At 56.9% G+C, this 12,948-nt stretch carries 13 protein-coding genes; 7 read left to right on the forward strand and 6 right to left on the reverse strand.

Features of this window, described 5'->3' with window-relative positions:
• Positions 1 to 18: 18 nt before the first annotated feature.
• Both H6F57_RS18330 and H6F57_RS18335 read right to left on the reverse strand, forming a co-directional pair.
• Positions 19 to 2,541, reverse strand: a complete 2,523-nt coding sequence (locus H6F57_RS18330; RefSeq protein WP_190626173.1) for a glycogen/starch/alpha-glucan phosphorylase — start codon at positions 2,539 to 2,541, stop codon at positions 19 to 21.
• A 126-nt stretch (positions 2,542 to 2,667) separates the two neighbouring features.
• Positions 2,668 to 4,302, reverse strand: a complete 1,635-nt coding sequence (locus H6F57_RS18335) for an alpha-D-glucose phosphate-specific phosphoglucomutase (protein ID WP_190626174.1) — start codon at positions 4,300 to 4,302, stop codon at positions 2,668 to 2,670.
• 183 nt (positions 4,303 to 4,485) lie between these two features.
• Between H6F57_RS18335 and H6F57_RS18340 the strand changes: the two genes are divergently transcribed.
• Positions 4,486 to 5,493: a GNAT family N-acetyltransferase gene (locus H6F57_RS18340; protein WP_190626175.1), complete on the forward strand. Its 1,008-nt coding sequence runs from the start codon at positions 4,486 to 4,488 to the stop codon at positions 5,491 to 5,493.
• A gap of 217 nt (positions 5,494 to 5,710) precedes the next feature.
• Complete coding sequence (locus tag H6F57_RS18345) at positions 5,711 to 5,959, forward strand: hypothetical protein (RefSeq protein ID WP_190626176.1); 249 nt, start codon at positions 5,711 to 5,713, stop codon at positions 5,957 to 5,959.
• A 95-nt stretch (positions 5,960 to 6,054) separates the two neighbouring features.
• Here the strand turns inward: H6F57_RS18345 and H6F57_RS18350 are convergent, their stop codons facing one another.
• From H6F57_RS18350 to H6F57_RS18360, 3 genes are all read right to left on the reverse strand, one after another.
• Complete coding sequence (locus H6F57_RS18350) at positions 6,055 to 7,395, reverse strand: SCP2 sterol-binding domain-containing protein (RefSeq protein ID WP_190626177.1); 1,341 nt, start codon at positions 7,393 to 7,395, stop codon at positions 6,055 to 6,057.
• A gap of 58 nt (positions 7,396 to 7,453) precedes the next feature.
• Positions 7,454 to 7,909 (reverse strand): MarR family winged helix-turn-helix transcriptional regulator, encoded by a 456-nt coding sequence (locus H6F57_RS18355; RefSeq protein WP_190626178.1) that lies wholly within the window; start codon positions 7,907 to 7,909, stop codon positions 7,454 to 7,456.
• A 77-nt stretch (positions 7,910 to 7,986) separates the two neighbouring features.
• Positions 7,987 to 8,577, reverse strand: coding sequence for a DNA-3-methyladenine glycosylase (locus H6F57_RS18360; protein ID WP_347279977.1), 591 nt, complete (start codon positions 8,575 to 8,577; stop codon positions 7,987 to 7,989).
• Between the two features lie 54 nt (positions 8,578 to 8,631).
• Here H6F57_RS18360 and H6F57_RS18365 point away from each other — a divergent pair, with 54 nt between their 5' ends.
• The 5 genes from H6F57_RS18365 to H6F57_RS18385 all read left to right on the forward strand — a co-directional run bounded on the left by H6F57_RS18365 (position 8,632) and on the right by H6F57_RS18385 (position 11,988).
• A complete protein-coding gene (locus H6F57_RS18365; RefSeq protein WP_190626330.1) occupies positions 8,632 to 8,811 on the forward strand; it encodes a hypothetical protein in 180 nt (59 codons plus the stop codon).
• Between the two features lie 127 nt (positions 8,812 to 8,938).
• Positions 8,939 to 10,606: an MBL fold metallo-hydrolase gene (locus H6F57_RS18370; protein WP_199289654.1), complete on the forward strand. Its 1,668-nt coding sequence runs from the start codon at positions 8,939 to 8,941 to the stop codon at positions 10,604 to 10,606.
• A 107-nt stretch (positions 10,607 to 10,713) separates the two neighbouring features.
• Positions 10,714 to 11,112, forward strand: a complete 399-nt coding sequence (locus tag H6F57_RS18375; protein WP_190626180.1) for a PPC domain-containing DNA-binding protein — start codon at positions 10,714 to 10,716, stop codon at positions 11,110 to 11,112.
• Between the two features lie 149 nt (positions 11,113 to 11,261).
• Positions 11,262 to 11,516, forward strand: coding sequence for a UPF0175 family protein (locus H6F57_RS18380; RefSeq protein WP_190626181.1), 255 nt, complete (start codon positions 11,262 to 11,264; stop codon positions 11,514 to 11,516).
• On the forward strand, positions 11,506 to 11,988 hold the full coding sequence (locus H6F57_RS18385; RefSeq protein WP_190626182.1) for a DUF3368 domain-containing protein: 483 nt from the start codon (positions 11,506 to 11,508) through the stop codon (positions 11,986 to 11,988). Before H6F57_RS18380 ends, H6F57_RS18385 begins: the two co-directional genes overlap by 11 nt.
• A gap of 6 nt (positions 11,989 to 11,994) precedes the next feature.
• Here H6F57_RS18385 and era read toward each other — a convergent pair whose 3' ends face one another.
• Positions 11,995 to 12,948, reverse strand: coding sequence for a GTPase Era (gene era / locus H6F57_RS18390; protein ID WP_190626322.1), 954 nt, complete (start codon positions 12,946 to 12,948; stop codon positions 11,995 to 11,997).

Here is a 12,948-nt window from a genome sequence, read left to right on the forward strand (position 1 = left end):
CCCTACCCATCCACCCATCTACACATTCAGTCCGGCCTGAGCCTGAACGTATTCCTTCAGCTCAATCTGCATGGGCTTGACGTGCCAAATCTGCTCACAGTATTCGCGGATGGAGCGATCGCTCGAAAATTTGCCCATGCGCACGGCGTTGATGATTGACCGGCGCGACCAGTCTTCCTGGTTTTGGTAGGCGGCGCTGGCTCGGTCTTGGGCATCGATATAGGATTGGTAGTCGGCCAGCAGTAGGTAAGGGTCGTGGTGGAGCAGGTCATCGATCAGGGGTTTGAACAGCTCGCTGTCGCCCTTAGCAAAGTAGCCGCAGTTGACGAGATCAATCACGGCCTTCAGCTGGGGGTTGCTGTGGTAATAGTCCCAAGGGTTGTAGCCGCTGGCTTTAAGGGCCATGACTTCTTGGGTAACCAGGCCAAAGAGAAAGAAGTTTTCGTCACCGACTAGCTCGCGGATCTCGACGTTGGCCCCATCCAGTGTTCCGATAGTGAGGGCACCGTTCATGGAAAACTTCATGTTGCCGGTACCGGAGGCTTCTTTGCCGGCGGTGGAAATTTGCTCAGATAAGTCTGCGGCGGGGTAGACCCGCTGGCCTAGGGTGACGTTGTAATCGGGCAAAAAGACGACCTTGAGGCGCTCGCCGATCGCGGCGTCATGGTTCACTACGTCGCCGACGGCGGTGATGAACTTGATCATTAGCTTGGCCATGCGGTAGCCGGGAGCTGCCTTGCCGCCAAAAATAAAGGTGCGGGGGGTGATATCCAAGTTTGGATTTTGCCGCAGCCGTTCGTAGAGGGTGATGATGTGCAGCACATTCAGGTGCTGGCGCTTGTACTCGTGGATGCGCTTCACCTGCACGTCGAACAGCGAATCAGGACTCACCGTAATGCCGGTGCGGGTCTGGATGTAGGCGGCCAGATCCTGCTTGATGTCGCGCTTGATCTGCCGCCAGTGCTGGCGAAAGCTGGGGTCGTCGGCGCAGCCTTCTAGCGATCGCAGCTTTTCCATATCCTGTAGCCAGCCGTCGCCCACTTTCTCGGTATAGAGGGCCGCCAGACGGGGATTGGCCAGGGCAAGCCAGCGGCGGGGGGTAACGCCGTTGGTGATGTTGCGAATCTTGCCCGGAAACAGCTCGTGAAAGTCTTTGAGAATAGTCTGCTTGACTAGCTGGCTGTGCAGCTCGGCCACGCCGTTGATGGCATGGCTGCCCAAGCTGGCCAGGTTGGCCATGCGCACGTAGCGCTCCCCCGACTCATCAATCAGCGACAGGCTAGAGAGTTTGGCCGAGTCGTTGAGGTATTGCACCCGCACCTGATTCATAAATCTGTGGTTGATTTCAAACACAATCTCCATGTGCCGGGGCAGCAGGCCACCAAAGAGAGACAGTGACCACCGCTCCAGGGCTTCGGGCAACAGGGTGTGGTTGGTGTAGGCAAAGGTGTTTTGGGTGATTTCCCAAGCCATTTCCCACTCGATGCCGTGCTCGTCAATTAGCAGGCGCATCAGCTCGGCGACGCCGACGGCGGGGTGGGTGTCGTTGAGCTGGGCGGCAAACTTCTTGTGGAAGCTGTCGAGCGGTTGGCCCGAGGTGAGATGGATGCGAATCATATCCTGCAGGGCGCAGGAGACAAAGAAAAACTGCTGCTCTAGGCGCAGCTGTTTGCCTTCGATTTGCTCGTCGTTGGGGTAGAGCACCTTAGAGATATTCTCGGAGGTGACTTTGCTGTTGACCGCGCCGTAGTAGTTGCCGACGTTGAACGACTGAAAATCGAAGGATTCTACCGCTTCGGCCTTCCACAGGCGCAGGGTGTTGACGGTGTTGACCCGATAGCCGGGAATCGGCGTGTCGTAGGGAATGCCCTTCACCTGCTTAGCCGGAATCCAGCGCTTGCGGAAGCGGCCATCGGAGTCGGTATAGCCCTCGGTGCGGCCGCCAAACCCCACGGTAACGGCCTCTTGGGGATGGGCAAGCTCCCAGGGGTTGCCGTGCTGAAGCCATTTGTCGGTGATTTCGACCTGCCAGCCATCGCGAATTTCTTGGTCAAAAATGCCGAACTCGTAGCGAATACCGTAGCCGATCGCCGGGATTTCCAGGCTGGAGAGGGATTCCATATAGCAGGCGGCGAGGCGACCCAGGCCGCCGTTGCCCAGGCCGGGCTCTTCTTCCTGGGCCATCAGCTCGTTGAGGTCAAGGCCCGATTCTTGCAGCGCCTGCCTGACGGGTGCTTCGAGGTTTAGGTTGAGCAGGTTGCGGCCCAGGTGCGGCCCGAGGAGAAATTCCGCTGACAGGTAGCTGACCAGCCGCACCTCAGAGCGCAGGTAGTTGCGGGTGGAGTTGAGCCAGCGCTGCATCATGCGATCGCGCACCATGTAGGCCAGTGCCAGGTAAAAGTCGTTCTTGCTGGCCACCTCGGGCCACTTGCCCTGAATGTAGAACAAGTGGTCGGCCAGGGCCCGGCGCAGGGTTTCAACGCTAATGCCAGTGCGATCGTCTTCGACATCGACTGTGGGGCAATTTATGAAGGCTGTCATCGCGGAGACTCCTTGAACAACAGAAAGGGGAAAGGTGCGGGAGGAGTTTTGAGTTCTTAGTTTTGAGTTTTGAATTTAGGCCGCAATTCAAAACTCAAAACTCAACATTCAAAACTCTCCAGTCTCCTAGGTGATCACCGTGGGCTGGTCGCGCCCAGTGAGGGTCTTGATCTGAGCGATCTCGTCGGCCAGGGTAATCAAGTCGGCCAAAGCCTCTTGAGTATCTTGGTTGTGCTTGGCGGCATCCGGTTCGTAGCGCTCCACATAGAGCCGCAGGGTAGCGCCCGAGGTGCCGGTGCCTGACAGCCGGTAAACAATCCGCGAGCCGTCGGTAAAGCCGATGCGCACGCCCTGGTTTTTGGCCACGCTGCCGTCGACTGGGTCGGTGTAGGCAAAGTCGTCGGCGTAGTCGACGGTGTAGGGGCCGAAGGTTTGGCCGGGCATGGTGCTTAAGGCCGATCGCAGGTTGCTAATCAGGGTGTTGGCGCGATCGCTCTCTACCCCCTCATAATCGTGGCGCGAGTAGTAGTTGCGGCCGTAGGTGCTCCAGTGCTCTTTGACAATGTCTTCAACCGACTGGCCCTTGACGGCGAGAATATTTAGCCAAAACAGCACCGCCCACAGCCCGTCTTTCTCGCGGATGTGGTTAGAGCCGGTGCCAAAGCTCTCTTCGCCGCAGAGGGTGGCCTTGCCGGCATCCAGCAAATTGCCAAAAAACTTCCAGCCGGTGGGGGTCTCAAAGCAGTCGATGCCCAGCTTTTCGGCGACGCGATCGGGAGCCTGGCTGGTGGGCATGGAGCGGGCAATCCCCGCTAGCCCGTTGCGGTAGCCCGGCACCAGCGTGGCGTTGGCAGCCAGAATGGCGAGGCTGTCGCTGGGGGTGACAAAGAAGTTGCTGCCGAGCACCATGTTGCGATCGCCGTCCCCATCCGACGCGGCCCCAAAGTCAGGAGCGTTGTTGCCAAACATCACCTCCACCAGGTCGTGGGCGTAGACCAGGTTGGGGTCGGGGTGGCCACCGCCAAAGTCCTCCAGCGGTTCGCCGTTGACTACGGTGCCCGCTGGGGCATTCAGCCGGAGCTCAAACAGGGCCTTGGCGTAGGGACCAGTCACCGCGTGCAGCGAATCCATGCAGAAGCGGAACTTGCCGCTAGAAAGCAGCTGCTTGATCTGGCCAAAGTCAAACAGGGTTTCCATCAGCGCGCCGTAGTCGCTGACGGAGTCGATCACTTCTACGGTGGTGTGGCCCAGGCTGTGGGTGGCGATGCGATCGAGGTCGATGTCGGCCGCGTCGAGAATCTTGTATTCGGTGATAGTCTGGCTGCGGGCATAGATCGCATCGGTCACGCCTTCGGGGGCAGGGCCGCCGTTGCCGGTGTTGTACTTAATGCCAAAGTCTTCGTCGGGGCCACCGGGGTTATGGCTGGCCGAGAGAATGATGCCGCCAAAGGCGTTGTTCTTGCGGATCACGCAGGAGGCTGCCGGGGTGGAGAGAATGCCGCCCTGCCCCACTAGTACGCGACCAAAGCCATTGGCCGCCGCCATTTTAAGAATGATTTGGATGGCCTGGCGGTTGTAGTAGCGTCCGTCGCCGCCCACCACCAGGGTTTGGTTTTGATAGCCCTCCAGGCTGTCAAAGATCGACTGAACAAAGTTTTCTAGATAGTTTGACTGCTGAAAAACCTTAACTTTTTTCCGCAAGCCCGAGGTACCGGGCTTTTGGTCGCTATAGGGCTGTGTGGATACGGTTTGAATACTCATAGGGTCAAAATTTGCTCCAAGGTCAACCAGGTGCAACCTCAGGATAAATCCCCGACTAACTCTGAAGGATAAATCCCTCTCTAACTTATGGCGTAAATCGTAAGCCTTGGTTAAGGGACGCCTGCATCAGGAATTGGCGGTTCGCCAGGTGTAGCCGTTCTAAAGCCCCAATCTCCTGCATCTATGACTCATCAACTGCTGAGTTCGACGCAATCGCGCCCCAGCATTGGCCACGCCGATTTACCTGCGATCGCCGCCTTTTATGAGATCTGCGAGCAAGTTGACCAGCTCAACAACACCCCTACCCTCGCCGATCTCCAGCGCCACCTCGACCACCCGCCCCCCGGCGGCACCCACCACCGCCAGCTGTGGGAAACCCCCGAGGGTGCCTTGGTGGGCCTGGTTGCCCTGTGGATCGACGACCCTACCGATGTGCCCACCGATGCGTTAGAGGGCTGGGTGGGCGTCTTTGTGCATCCTGACTGGCGCGGTGCTTACCTAGAAACCGAACTGCTGAGCTGGGCCGAGCAGCAGGTGCGGGAGCAGGCCACCGTCGCCCAGCGTCCCGCTCAGCTCTATGCCGGAGCCAGAGCCGATGCCACCTACTACCGAGCCATCTACGAGACTGCGAACTACGAGATGATTCGCCGGTTTCACACCATGGCGCGATCGCTGGCTGAACCCATCCCCCAACCGCAACTCCCGTCGGGTTTTACCAACCGTCCCACGCATGCCGATGAGGCCGCTGCCTGGGTAGAGCTGTTCAACGAAAGCTTTGTCGACCACTGGCACTTTACGCCGATGACCCTGGAGGACCGCCAGTTTCGCCTCACCTATCCCACCTACCGACCCGAATTGGACTGGGTCGCCGCGACCACTGACGGCACGCTAACCGGATTTTGCCGTGGCGACATTAACCACGAGGAGAATGTCCTAAAAAACCGCCAAGAAGGGTGGATCTCGCTATTAGGCACGCGGCGGGGCTATCGCCGTCAGGGATTGGCGCGGGCGATGCTGCTGCAAGGGCTGCATCAGCTCCGGGCAGCGGGTATAGAAACGGCTCTGCTAGGAGTAGATATCCAAAACCCTAACCAGGCCATGGGGCTATACGAATCTGTGGGATTCGCTATCAAAGAAACTCATCTAACTTACCAAAAGTCCCTCGCCGAAACCCCCGATTCCCGCCCTTAACCCCCACGGCTCAGGCTGTCCCTAAGCTCGGCCCTAGGCCAGGACTAACCCCAGGATAGATTTCAGTTGGCTTTGGCAGCCTCAACCTAAGGGTGGTACTGAACCCATTGACCTAGAGCCTCTAGCGCACTTGCTACAGCTTCAGACTCAGCGACTTACGGCCCTCCCATGGGCTGGTTAGGTGCTCTAGCCGGGTGATTTAGGGGGATTTAAACCGATGCGTATTTTCTTGATTTTGGCGTTGCTGTGCAGCCTGCTGCTGTCAAGCTGCGAGTTTTTTACCCCCGATACCAGTAGAGCCCTGTCTCAAACCCGGCAAATAGAAGAGATGCAAAAGCAAACCCAGCAATTAGAGCGCCAAGCTGACGCTCTAGAGCACCTAGTCGATCGATCGAGTGGAGCGGGTGGAGCAAGTGGAGCGGGTAGAGCGAGTGGAGCGGGGATAACAATTCCGATATCGCCCTAGCCCGAGGGCGTGCCCTAGGCGATCGCTACCGCTTCGACTAGGTGATCCGGACAGTGATGCACCGTAAATTTTGCCGTCAAATATGGCGAAACTTTTCAGGCCGGAAAACACTTGCCAAACGCTTGAAGAAGCTTGAGAGAGCCCTTAACACGAATCTTGCGGCGCAGCAGTGCCCAAATTATGTTTTGTTCCTTACTCAGAAAACCTAACCAGGTTTTGCTATCGGCTATGACAATAAGATCGGCCTTTCCAAGGTGCCCCTCTTGAATTTGTACAGCTTTATTTTGAATCGTTACGGTCGCTCGACGAGACTCAGAGCCGGTGAAGGTGAAGTGGTAAATCGCACTCAACCCCTCTGACTGATTCCGCTGAAATAGTATTGGCAATCCAAAGAGAAACCCTTGAATTGATTTGGGACGAATGCCGCTGCTCACTCGCTTAATAGTTTTACGGGGAAATCGCCGTTCGCCATAGGTTTCAGCATCTGAACCGGGCACCACATAGATCGTTTCAGCCTTGTCCTGTAAGGGCTTAACTACCTCGCTGACAAACGCTTTGCGATCGCTCAAAAAGGGTGCGATTACATCCTCACCGGCAGGGCAAACCGCCATACAGTAGGCCGCTTTATAGTTTGATTTAAACGCCAAACTTTGCCACATTGAGGCAGATTCAGAATCGCTGACTTTTTTGCGATAATCATGAGCATTTTTACTGTCTGCAATTGTTCCCGCCCAATCGGTAAATCCGCTCATGAATTCCCGGTAATTGTGGGTGTAGCAGGCTGAGAAACTAAAGTGTCCATCGGCCGCGATCGCCCCCACTGGGCAGGCCGCGACACATAATTTGCACTCCAAGCAGGGATTGTAGTCGATGGGATGGGTATAGTCGGTGACCGCTGAATCGATCAAAATCGTGCCTAACGAAATGAAATTGCCAAACTTTGGATGAATCACCAGTCGATGAATGCCCATGTGGCCTAGCCCAGCGGCAACCGCAACGGGCTTATGGGACACCACCCACACCTTGCCCGGAAACTGATCCATTTCCATTGGGAAACTTGCCCCTGGCATCATTGCGCGTACACCGCTTTGATCCAACGTTCTAACGATACTGCGTGCTACTTCATTGGCATGGTCATAGTTAGCGTGAAATTCAACATTTGCAGCAGAACGAACGGGGGTGCGAATATTCTCCCGATTCATGCGGCAGACAAAGCTTATGAGTGTTTGAGTAGGCGGAAATGCTCTAAGGATATCTGACCGCTGATCGGCGATCGCTGGCCGGCCAATTTCTACAAACCCCACATCATCTGCACCTGCCTCAATGCAAAGCGATCGCAGCGCCTCTGAGCTTAACAGAACAGAACTTGTTGGTGGGTTACTTGTAGCCTGCTCACGCCACCACTTAACAGTTGGATGACGATCAAATTTAGCCATAGAAGCCTCCAATGCTGCGCATTGCATGTATATACATGTTTTTGTGAAATTTTTTAGCTTAACTTAGCGTTTTCATCTCCGATAGCAGCGATAGCAGGGTTTGCCAGTTCTGTTGCCCTAGGTGCTCCTTCACGGTAGCTTGAGCTTGCTCCCACAGCGGGATTGCCTGGGTCAAGATAAGCTGGCCTTCAGCGGTTAGGGACACCAACTTAACCCGTCTATCTTCCCCAGAATTGATCGCGACCAATCCCCGTTTCTCTAGCAGCTTGAGATTTCGCGTTAAGGTCGTTTGGTCAGTAAACAGCTCCTGGGCCAAATGCGTTATTGCGACAGACTCCATCAGGTGAACTGCTGCTAATAGCATGAACTGATTCACCCCTAAACCCACAGGGCGCAGGGCCGAATCATATACCTGGGTCACAATTCGAGACGCTCGACGAACGTGCATGCCCATGCAGGTTGCAGGGACTTGACTCACCTCCGCGAGATTAGCTTTAGAAACGCGATCGCTCATACAATATGTATATACATATATTCTGAAGCTGTCAAGGATGCAGGGGCATGGCAATAGTCTTTGGACCTAGGTTTCTCCTACCGCTTTGACACGGCCTTGGACTCTGTAACGTACCAGCGCCAGGGCAGATCGGCTCCTTGAGTGAGGCCGATGCGGGTGGTTTGGGTAAATGCGACTTCCCCCGCTGCCACCCGCTGCTGCCAGTCAGCATCCCGATGCTCTAACCAGAGACCAGTGGCCGGAGTTAGGGGTAGGTCGGTGAGGGTGCGATTGATATCCACCAAGAGGCAGAGCTTGCCGGGGCCAGCCCCCCAGCGAGCGGGTTTCTCTGCCCGATACCCCGCCAACCAGGGAGGAATGGTGTCGAGTTCGACGGCGCGAATTAGGACAGCGCTGGGGATGCGATCGCGATCGGTCACCACGTTAAAACAGTGGTAAATGCCGTAGATCAGATACACGTAGCTGAACCCTGGCGGGCCAAACATTACCCGATTGCGAACCGTTTCGCGGCGGTAGGCATGGCAGGCCGGGTCGCCCTCGGTATAGGCCTCAGTTTCGACAATGGTGGCGCTGAGCTGGCGACCATCGGCCCAGCGGCGCACCAAGCGACAGCCCAGCAGATCTGGTGCTACTTCTAGAGACGAGCGCCCTAGCCAGACTGGGTCAATGGGCGCGGGCTGATTACAAAGCTTTATATTGTCCTCTGAGGCAGGCTTGTTAAGATGACTCAAAACCAAGGCTCCGATAACACCGACCTTTTTATCATCGCTACTGCTCCTATGGATATCAAACTTGTACTGGCTGTGCTCACCGGATTGTTTGTGGTGGCCACCCTCTTCTTTGGCACTAAAAACGGCTTTTACGATACCGACGACTACCACGGCAACGGTTCGGCCCACTAGGAGTACACCCTGTTCATCGGCTTTGCTGTACTGCTGCCGCTAGGGTGTTCGCCATTCCGTGAGTAATCTGGTCTGCTTTCCGTTCGGTGCGGGTCACGGCCAAGAAGGGCTGTGCCTAGAGCTGCGCATGGGGCCACGGCGCATTGTGCTTGACTGTGGCCTGCGCGATCTGACGTCACTAGAGGTGGCGCGCGATCACGGAACGGATACTCGTTCTGAGTCGGATCCTGAACGCTCTGCGAATCGCATCGCTACCGCTGACCTACTCTTTTGTAGCCACGCCCACAGCGACCACGCTCGCGGGGTGTGGGAGTTTAGTCAGCAATTTCCCCAGGTGCCCATCTACGGTAGTGAGGTCACGGCCCAACTGTTGCCGCTGAACTGGCTTGGGGAAGACGTGCCACCTCACCTGTGCCAGGCATTGCCCTGGCAAACCCCCATTAGCCTGGCCGACGATCTCACCGTGCAAATTTGGCCCGCCGGGCACTTGCCGGGAGCCGCCTGCGCTCTGTTTACCTACCACGCGCCCCAGCGCCCCTACACCGTGTTTTTCACGGGCGATTTTTTCATGTCCAATTCGCGGCTGGTGGATGGGTTGCCCCTAGAGGCGCTGCGGGGGCTCAAGCCAGACGTACTGATCATCGAAGGTAGCTCTGGGTCTGCCCGCCATCCCCACCGTCGCCAGCAGGAGAATCTGCTGGCCAGCACGCTCCATGGTCTAGTGCAGCAGGGGCGCTCGGTGCTGCTGCCCACGCCAACCCTGGGCATTGGTCAGGAGCTGGTGATGCTGTTGCGCAGCCATTACCAATTCACCGGCCAAGATATCACCGTCTGGGTCGATGAAACCGTGGCGGCAGGCTGCGACTTGTATCTGGAGCTGATGTCTGCATTTCCCAGTAGCGTGCAGAATTTTGCCCGTCACCAGCCGCTGTTTTGGGACGAGCGCATTTTGCCTCGCGTGCGCCGCTTAGGCATAGACGGGCATCCCCAGGGCGATTCTTCTTGTGCCCCCTGCATTGTGATTGCCCATCGTGAAGCCGATCTCAGCGACTACTGCCTCGCCTCGGCCCAGCCCTGGACTGTGCTGCTGCCCGATTCGTTTGCCACCGCCGTTGCCGATACAGTGCTGGGTACGCCCAGTACCGCTGGAGCCACTCTGGGCTGGCTGCAAACCCTGGCTGCCGAGCTAGAGTCGGAGCGGGTGCAGCTCGACACCTATCAGCTCACCACCCACAGCGATCGCGTCGGCACCACCCAGCTGATCCACAACCTCAGGCCCCAGCACGTTGCCTTTGTGCATGGCAACCCCACCCATCTAGCCGATCTGGCTGGGCTAGAAGAACTGCAAACCCGCTATCAGCTCCACCTGCCCTCCGCCGGTAAGGAAGTGGAGTTTCCCATTGGCGATCGCTTCATTCAGCCCGCCGCCCCCGATCCGGTCTTTGAGGGCGAAATTACCCAGGTCGACGACAGCGTACTGCTGCTGCTGCCGGAAGACCTCACCACCGACCCTCGCTGGACGGCCTTGGCTGATACCGGCCTAGTGCAGGCCCGCTGGCAGGGCAACGATTTGGTGATCAAAGGGCTAACCCAGCGTGACCTGCTGCGCACCGTAACGAGTGGAGATGCCCCCTGGCAACCGCCCAGCTGCCAAACCTGTCGCCACCAGCGAGAGGGGCGCTGCCTCGGTGGCGATTCTCCCCTGTACGGGCTGCAGGTCAGTCCTGATGGGGTGTGTCCTGCCTTTGAGGCCCGTCCAACTCGACCAGAGCGGGATGATGAGGCGACGGCTTAGAGTTGGAAAGGTGGGGAGGATAAAGGGATGAGGAGGATGGGGAAGAAGCGTACTAAATCCTCTTCCTTATCTCCTCACCCTCCTTATCCCCTCATCGTTATCGGCTTATGGAAACCTACTGCCTGCGCCTTACTCCAGGCCAAGATCTCAAGCAAGAACTGCAAACCTTTGCCCATAACCAAGGGCTGGAAGCTGGCATCATTCTGACAGCGTTGGGCAGCTTGACCCAGGCCTCTCTGCGGTTTGCGGCCGCCCCAGAGGCTACGGTAATCGACGGCCCGCTGGAGCTGCTTTCCCTCAGCGGGACGCTGTCGCGGCATGGAATGCATCTGCATGGGGCGATCGCCGATGCCCAGGGCCAAGCCTACGGCGGTCATATCATGCCGGGCTGCTTGATTCGTACGACGGCAGAAATTGCGATCGCCAACCTGCCTCACCTGCGCCTGCACCGCCAGCCCGACTCAGTTACGGGTTACTTAGAACTAGCTATTGATGTTCTCTCTTAGTTCTTTTCAAGACAGATCGCGATTATTGGCACTGCAATGTCCCTAGGACTAGAAAATCGTCGATAGAATGACAGCATTTCCTCTGTAAAGCGCTAACTCAGCATCTAAATTCCAAAGTAGCTGAAATCTTCACCAGCAACGGTAACCCCATGCAAAGTATCGAAATCCAGCTGCCGGATACAGTTTTCTCCGCGCTTCGCAAAGCGCCAAAGGAATTTGTCCAGGAAATGCGAGTGGCCGCAGCGGTCAAATGGTACGAACTCGGGGAGGTCTCCCAGGGCAAAGCGGCTGAAATTGCTGGGTTGTCTCGGGCGGGCTTCATTGATGCCCTAGCTCGTTACAAGGTATCAGTGTTTCAGTACACCGCTGAGGAACTAGCGCAGGAGCTAGGGGATGCTGATTGACAGAGTTGTGGTGAATGCTTCGCCCCTGATTGTGCTTTTTAAGAGCGGGCAAGCCGACCTGCTGCCGAACCTTTTTCGTAAAGTCTTAGTCCCCCAGGCTGTTTGGCAAGAAGTGACTATCCCGCAGGATGATGTAGCCAGCCGTCAACTGCCCGGTTCTGCTTGGGCTTTGCCAACCGAAGTTTTAATTAGCCCCGAAATCGCTGCTTGGGATTTGGGTGCAGGAGAATCTGCTGTACTTAGCTATGGATTTCAAAACCCTAGCTATCGAGCCATTGTTGACGATGCTGCCGCCCGACGCTGTGCTCGTTCGTTGGGAATTGCCGTTTTGGGAACTGGAGGCATAATCGTTTTGGCAAAACGACGTGGGCTGATCGACTCCGTAGACAATCGCCTAAAGCGCTTGCAAGATGCTGGACTTTGGCTGTCTGAGAGTGTTGTTGCCATGCTCAAACAGCAAGCTGGGGAGTAGCCTTAACTACTCCTCGACCCGGTAGCCAAAGTCTTCGAGGCGGCTGCGCGACTGACGCCATTTGGGCACCACTTTGACAAACAGCTCCAGGTAGACCTGACCCATCACCAGCTTTTGAATTTGCTGGCGGGCATCGGAGCCGATCACCTTCAGCATGCTGCCCTTTTTGCCGATCAAAATGCCCTTTTGCGACTCGCGCTCGACGTGGATAGTTGCGAGAATGCGGGTGATGTTGGTGTCTTCTTCGACCCGATCAACGGCGATCGCCACCGAGTGCGGCACCTCTTCCCGCGTGTTCAGCAAAATCTGCTCGCGAATCAGCTCGCCCATAATGAATCGCTCGGGCTGGTCGGTGACCAGATTGGGCGGGTAGTAGTAGGGGCCGAGATCAAGCTGGTTGATTAGCGTGGCCAGCAGGGTGTCAAGACTGGTTTCGTGCAGGGCCGAAAATTTGACCAGCGGCCAGCCGTGGGCGTCAGCCATCCGCTGGTAGCTAGCGTCGAGGGGGGCGATCGCCTCCATCTCCTCCGGCTGTTGGTCAACTTTGTTCATGCCTAAAATTACCGGACCGCTGGTGTGAGCCAGCAGTTCGGCCACAAACTGGTCGCCTCGCCCCGCGTCTACGCTGCCGTCGACCACAAACAGGGTGGTGTCCACCGAGTCGATGGCCATGCGGGCGTTTTTCACCAAAATTTTGCCCAGTTCATGGTGGGGCTTGTGAATGCCGGGGGTATCGACAAAAATAATCTGGGCCTGGTCGTTGGAGAGGATTCCCCGCAAGCGGTTGCGGGTGGTTTGGGCGGTGGGGGAGGTAATGGCTACTTTTTGCCCCACCAGAGCATTCATCAAAGTCGATTTGCCCACGTTGGGGCGGCCCACAATGCCCACAAATCCAGACTTAAACCCCTCCGGCGGGGTGGGGATAGCGCTGTAGCCGATCGGGTCAAAGGTGTCGACCAT

Origin of the sequence: Leptolyngbya sp. FACHB-60, from assembly GCF_014695775.1 — a bacterium.
In the GTDB taxonomy this organism is placed as follows: Bacteria; Cyanobacteriota; Cyanobacteriia; order Phormidesmidales; family Phormidesmidaceae; genus Nodosilinea.

What these genes read in the sequence shown, in the direction of transcription:
- H6F57_RS18355 (WP_190626178.1), bottom strand. Translation starts at nt 7,909, where the DNA reads ATGAGCGATCGCGTTTCTAAAGCTAATCTCGCGGAGGTGAGTCAAGTC.
- H6F57_RS18365 (WP_190626330.1), top strand. Translation starts at nt 8,632, where the DNA reads ATGACTCAAAACCAAGGCTCCGATAACACCGACCTTTTTATCATCGCT.
- H6F57_RS18350 (WP_190626177.1), bottom strand. Translation starts at nt 7,395, where the DNA reads ATGGCTAAATTTGATCGTCATCCAACTGTTAAGTGGTGGCGTGAGCAG.
- H6F57_RS18345 (WP_190626176.1), top strand. Translation starts at nt 5,711, where the DNA reads ATGCGTATTTTCTTGATTTTGGCGTTGCTGTGCAGCCTGCTGCTGTCA.
- H6F57_RS18385 (WP_190626182.1), top strand. Translation starts at nt 11,506, where the DNA reads ATGCTGATTGACAGAGTTGTGGTGAATGCTTCGCCCCTGATTGTGCTT.
- era (WP_190626322.1), bottom strand. Translation starts at nt 12,948, where the DNA reads ATGGTCGACACCTTTGACCCGATCGGCTACAGCGCTATCCCCACCCCG.
- H6F57_RS18340 (WP_190626175.1), top strand. Translation starts at nt 4,486, where the DNA reads ATGACTCATCAACTGCTGAGTTCGACGCAATCGCGCCCCAGCATTGGC.
- H6F57_RS18370 (WP_199289654.1), top strand. Translation starts at nt 8,939, where the DNA reads ATGGGGCCACGGCGCATTGTGCTTGACTGTGGCCTGCGCGATCTGACG.
- H6F57_RS18335 (WP_190626174.1), bottom strand. Translation starts at nt 4,302, where the DNA reads ATGAGTATTCAAACCGTATCCACACAGCCCTATAGCGACCAAAAGCCC.
- H6F57_RS18330 (WP_190626173.1), bottom strand. Translation starts at nt 2,541, where the DNA reads ATGACAGCCTTCATAAATTGCCCCACAGTCGATGTCGAAGACGATCGC.
- H6F57_RS18375 (WP_190626180.1), top strand. Translation starts at nt 10,714, where the DNA reads ATGGAAACCTACTGCCTGCGCCTTACTCCAGGCCAAGATCTCAAGCAA.
- H6F57_RS18380 (WP_190626181.1), top strand. Translation starts at nt 11,262, where the DNA reads ATGCAAAGTATCGAAATCCAGCTGCCGGATACAGTTTTCTCCGCGCTT.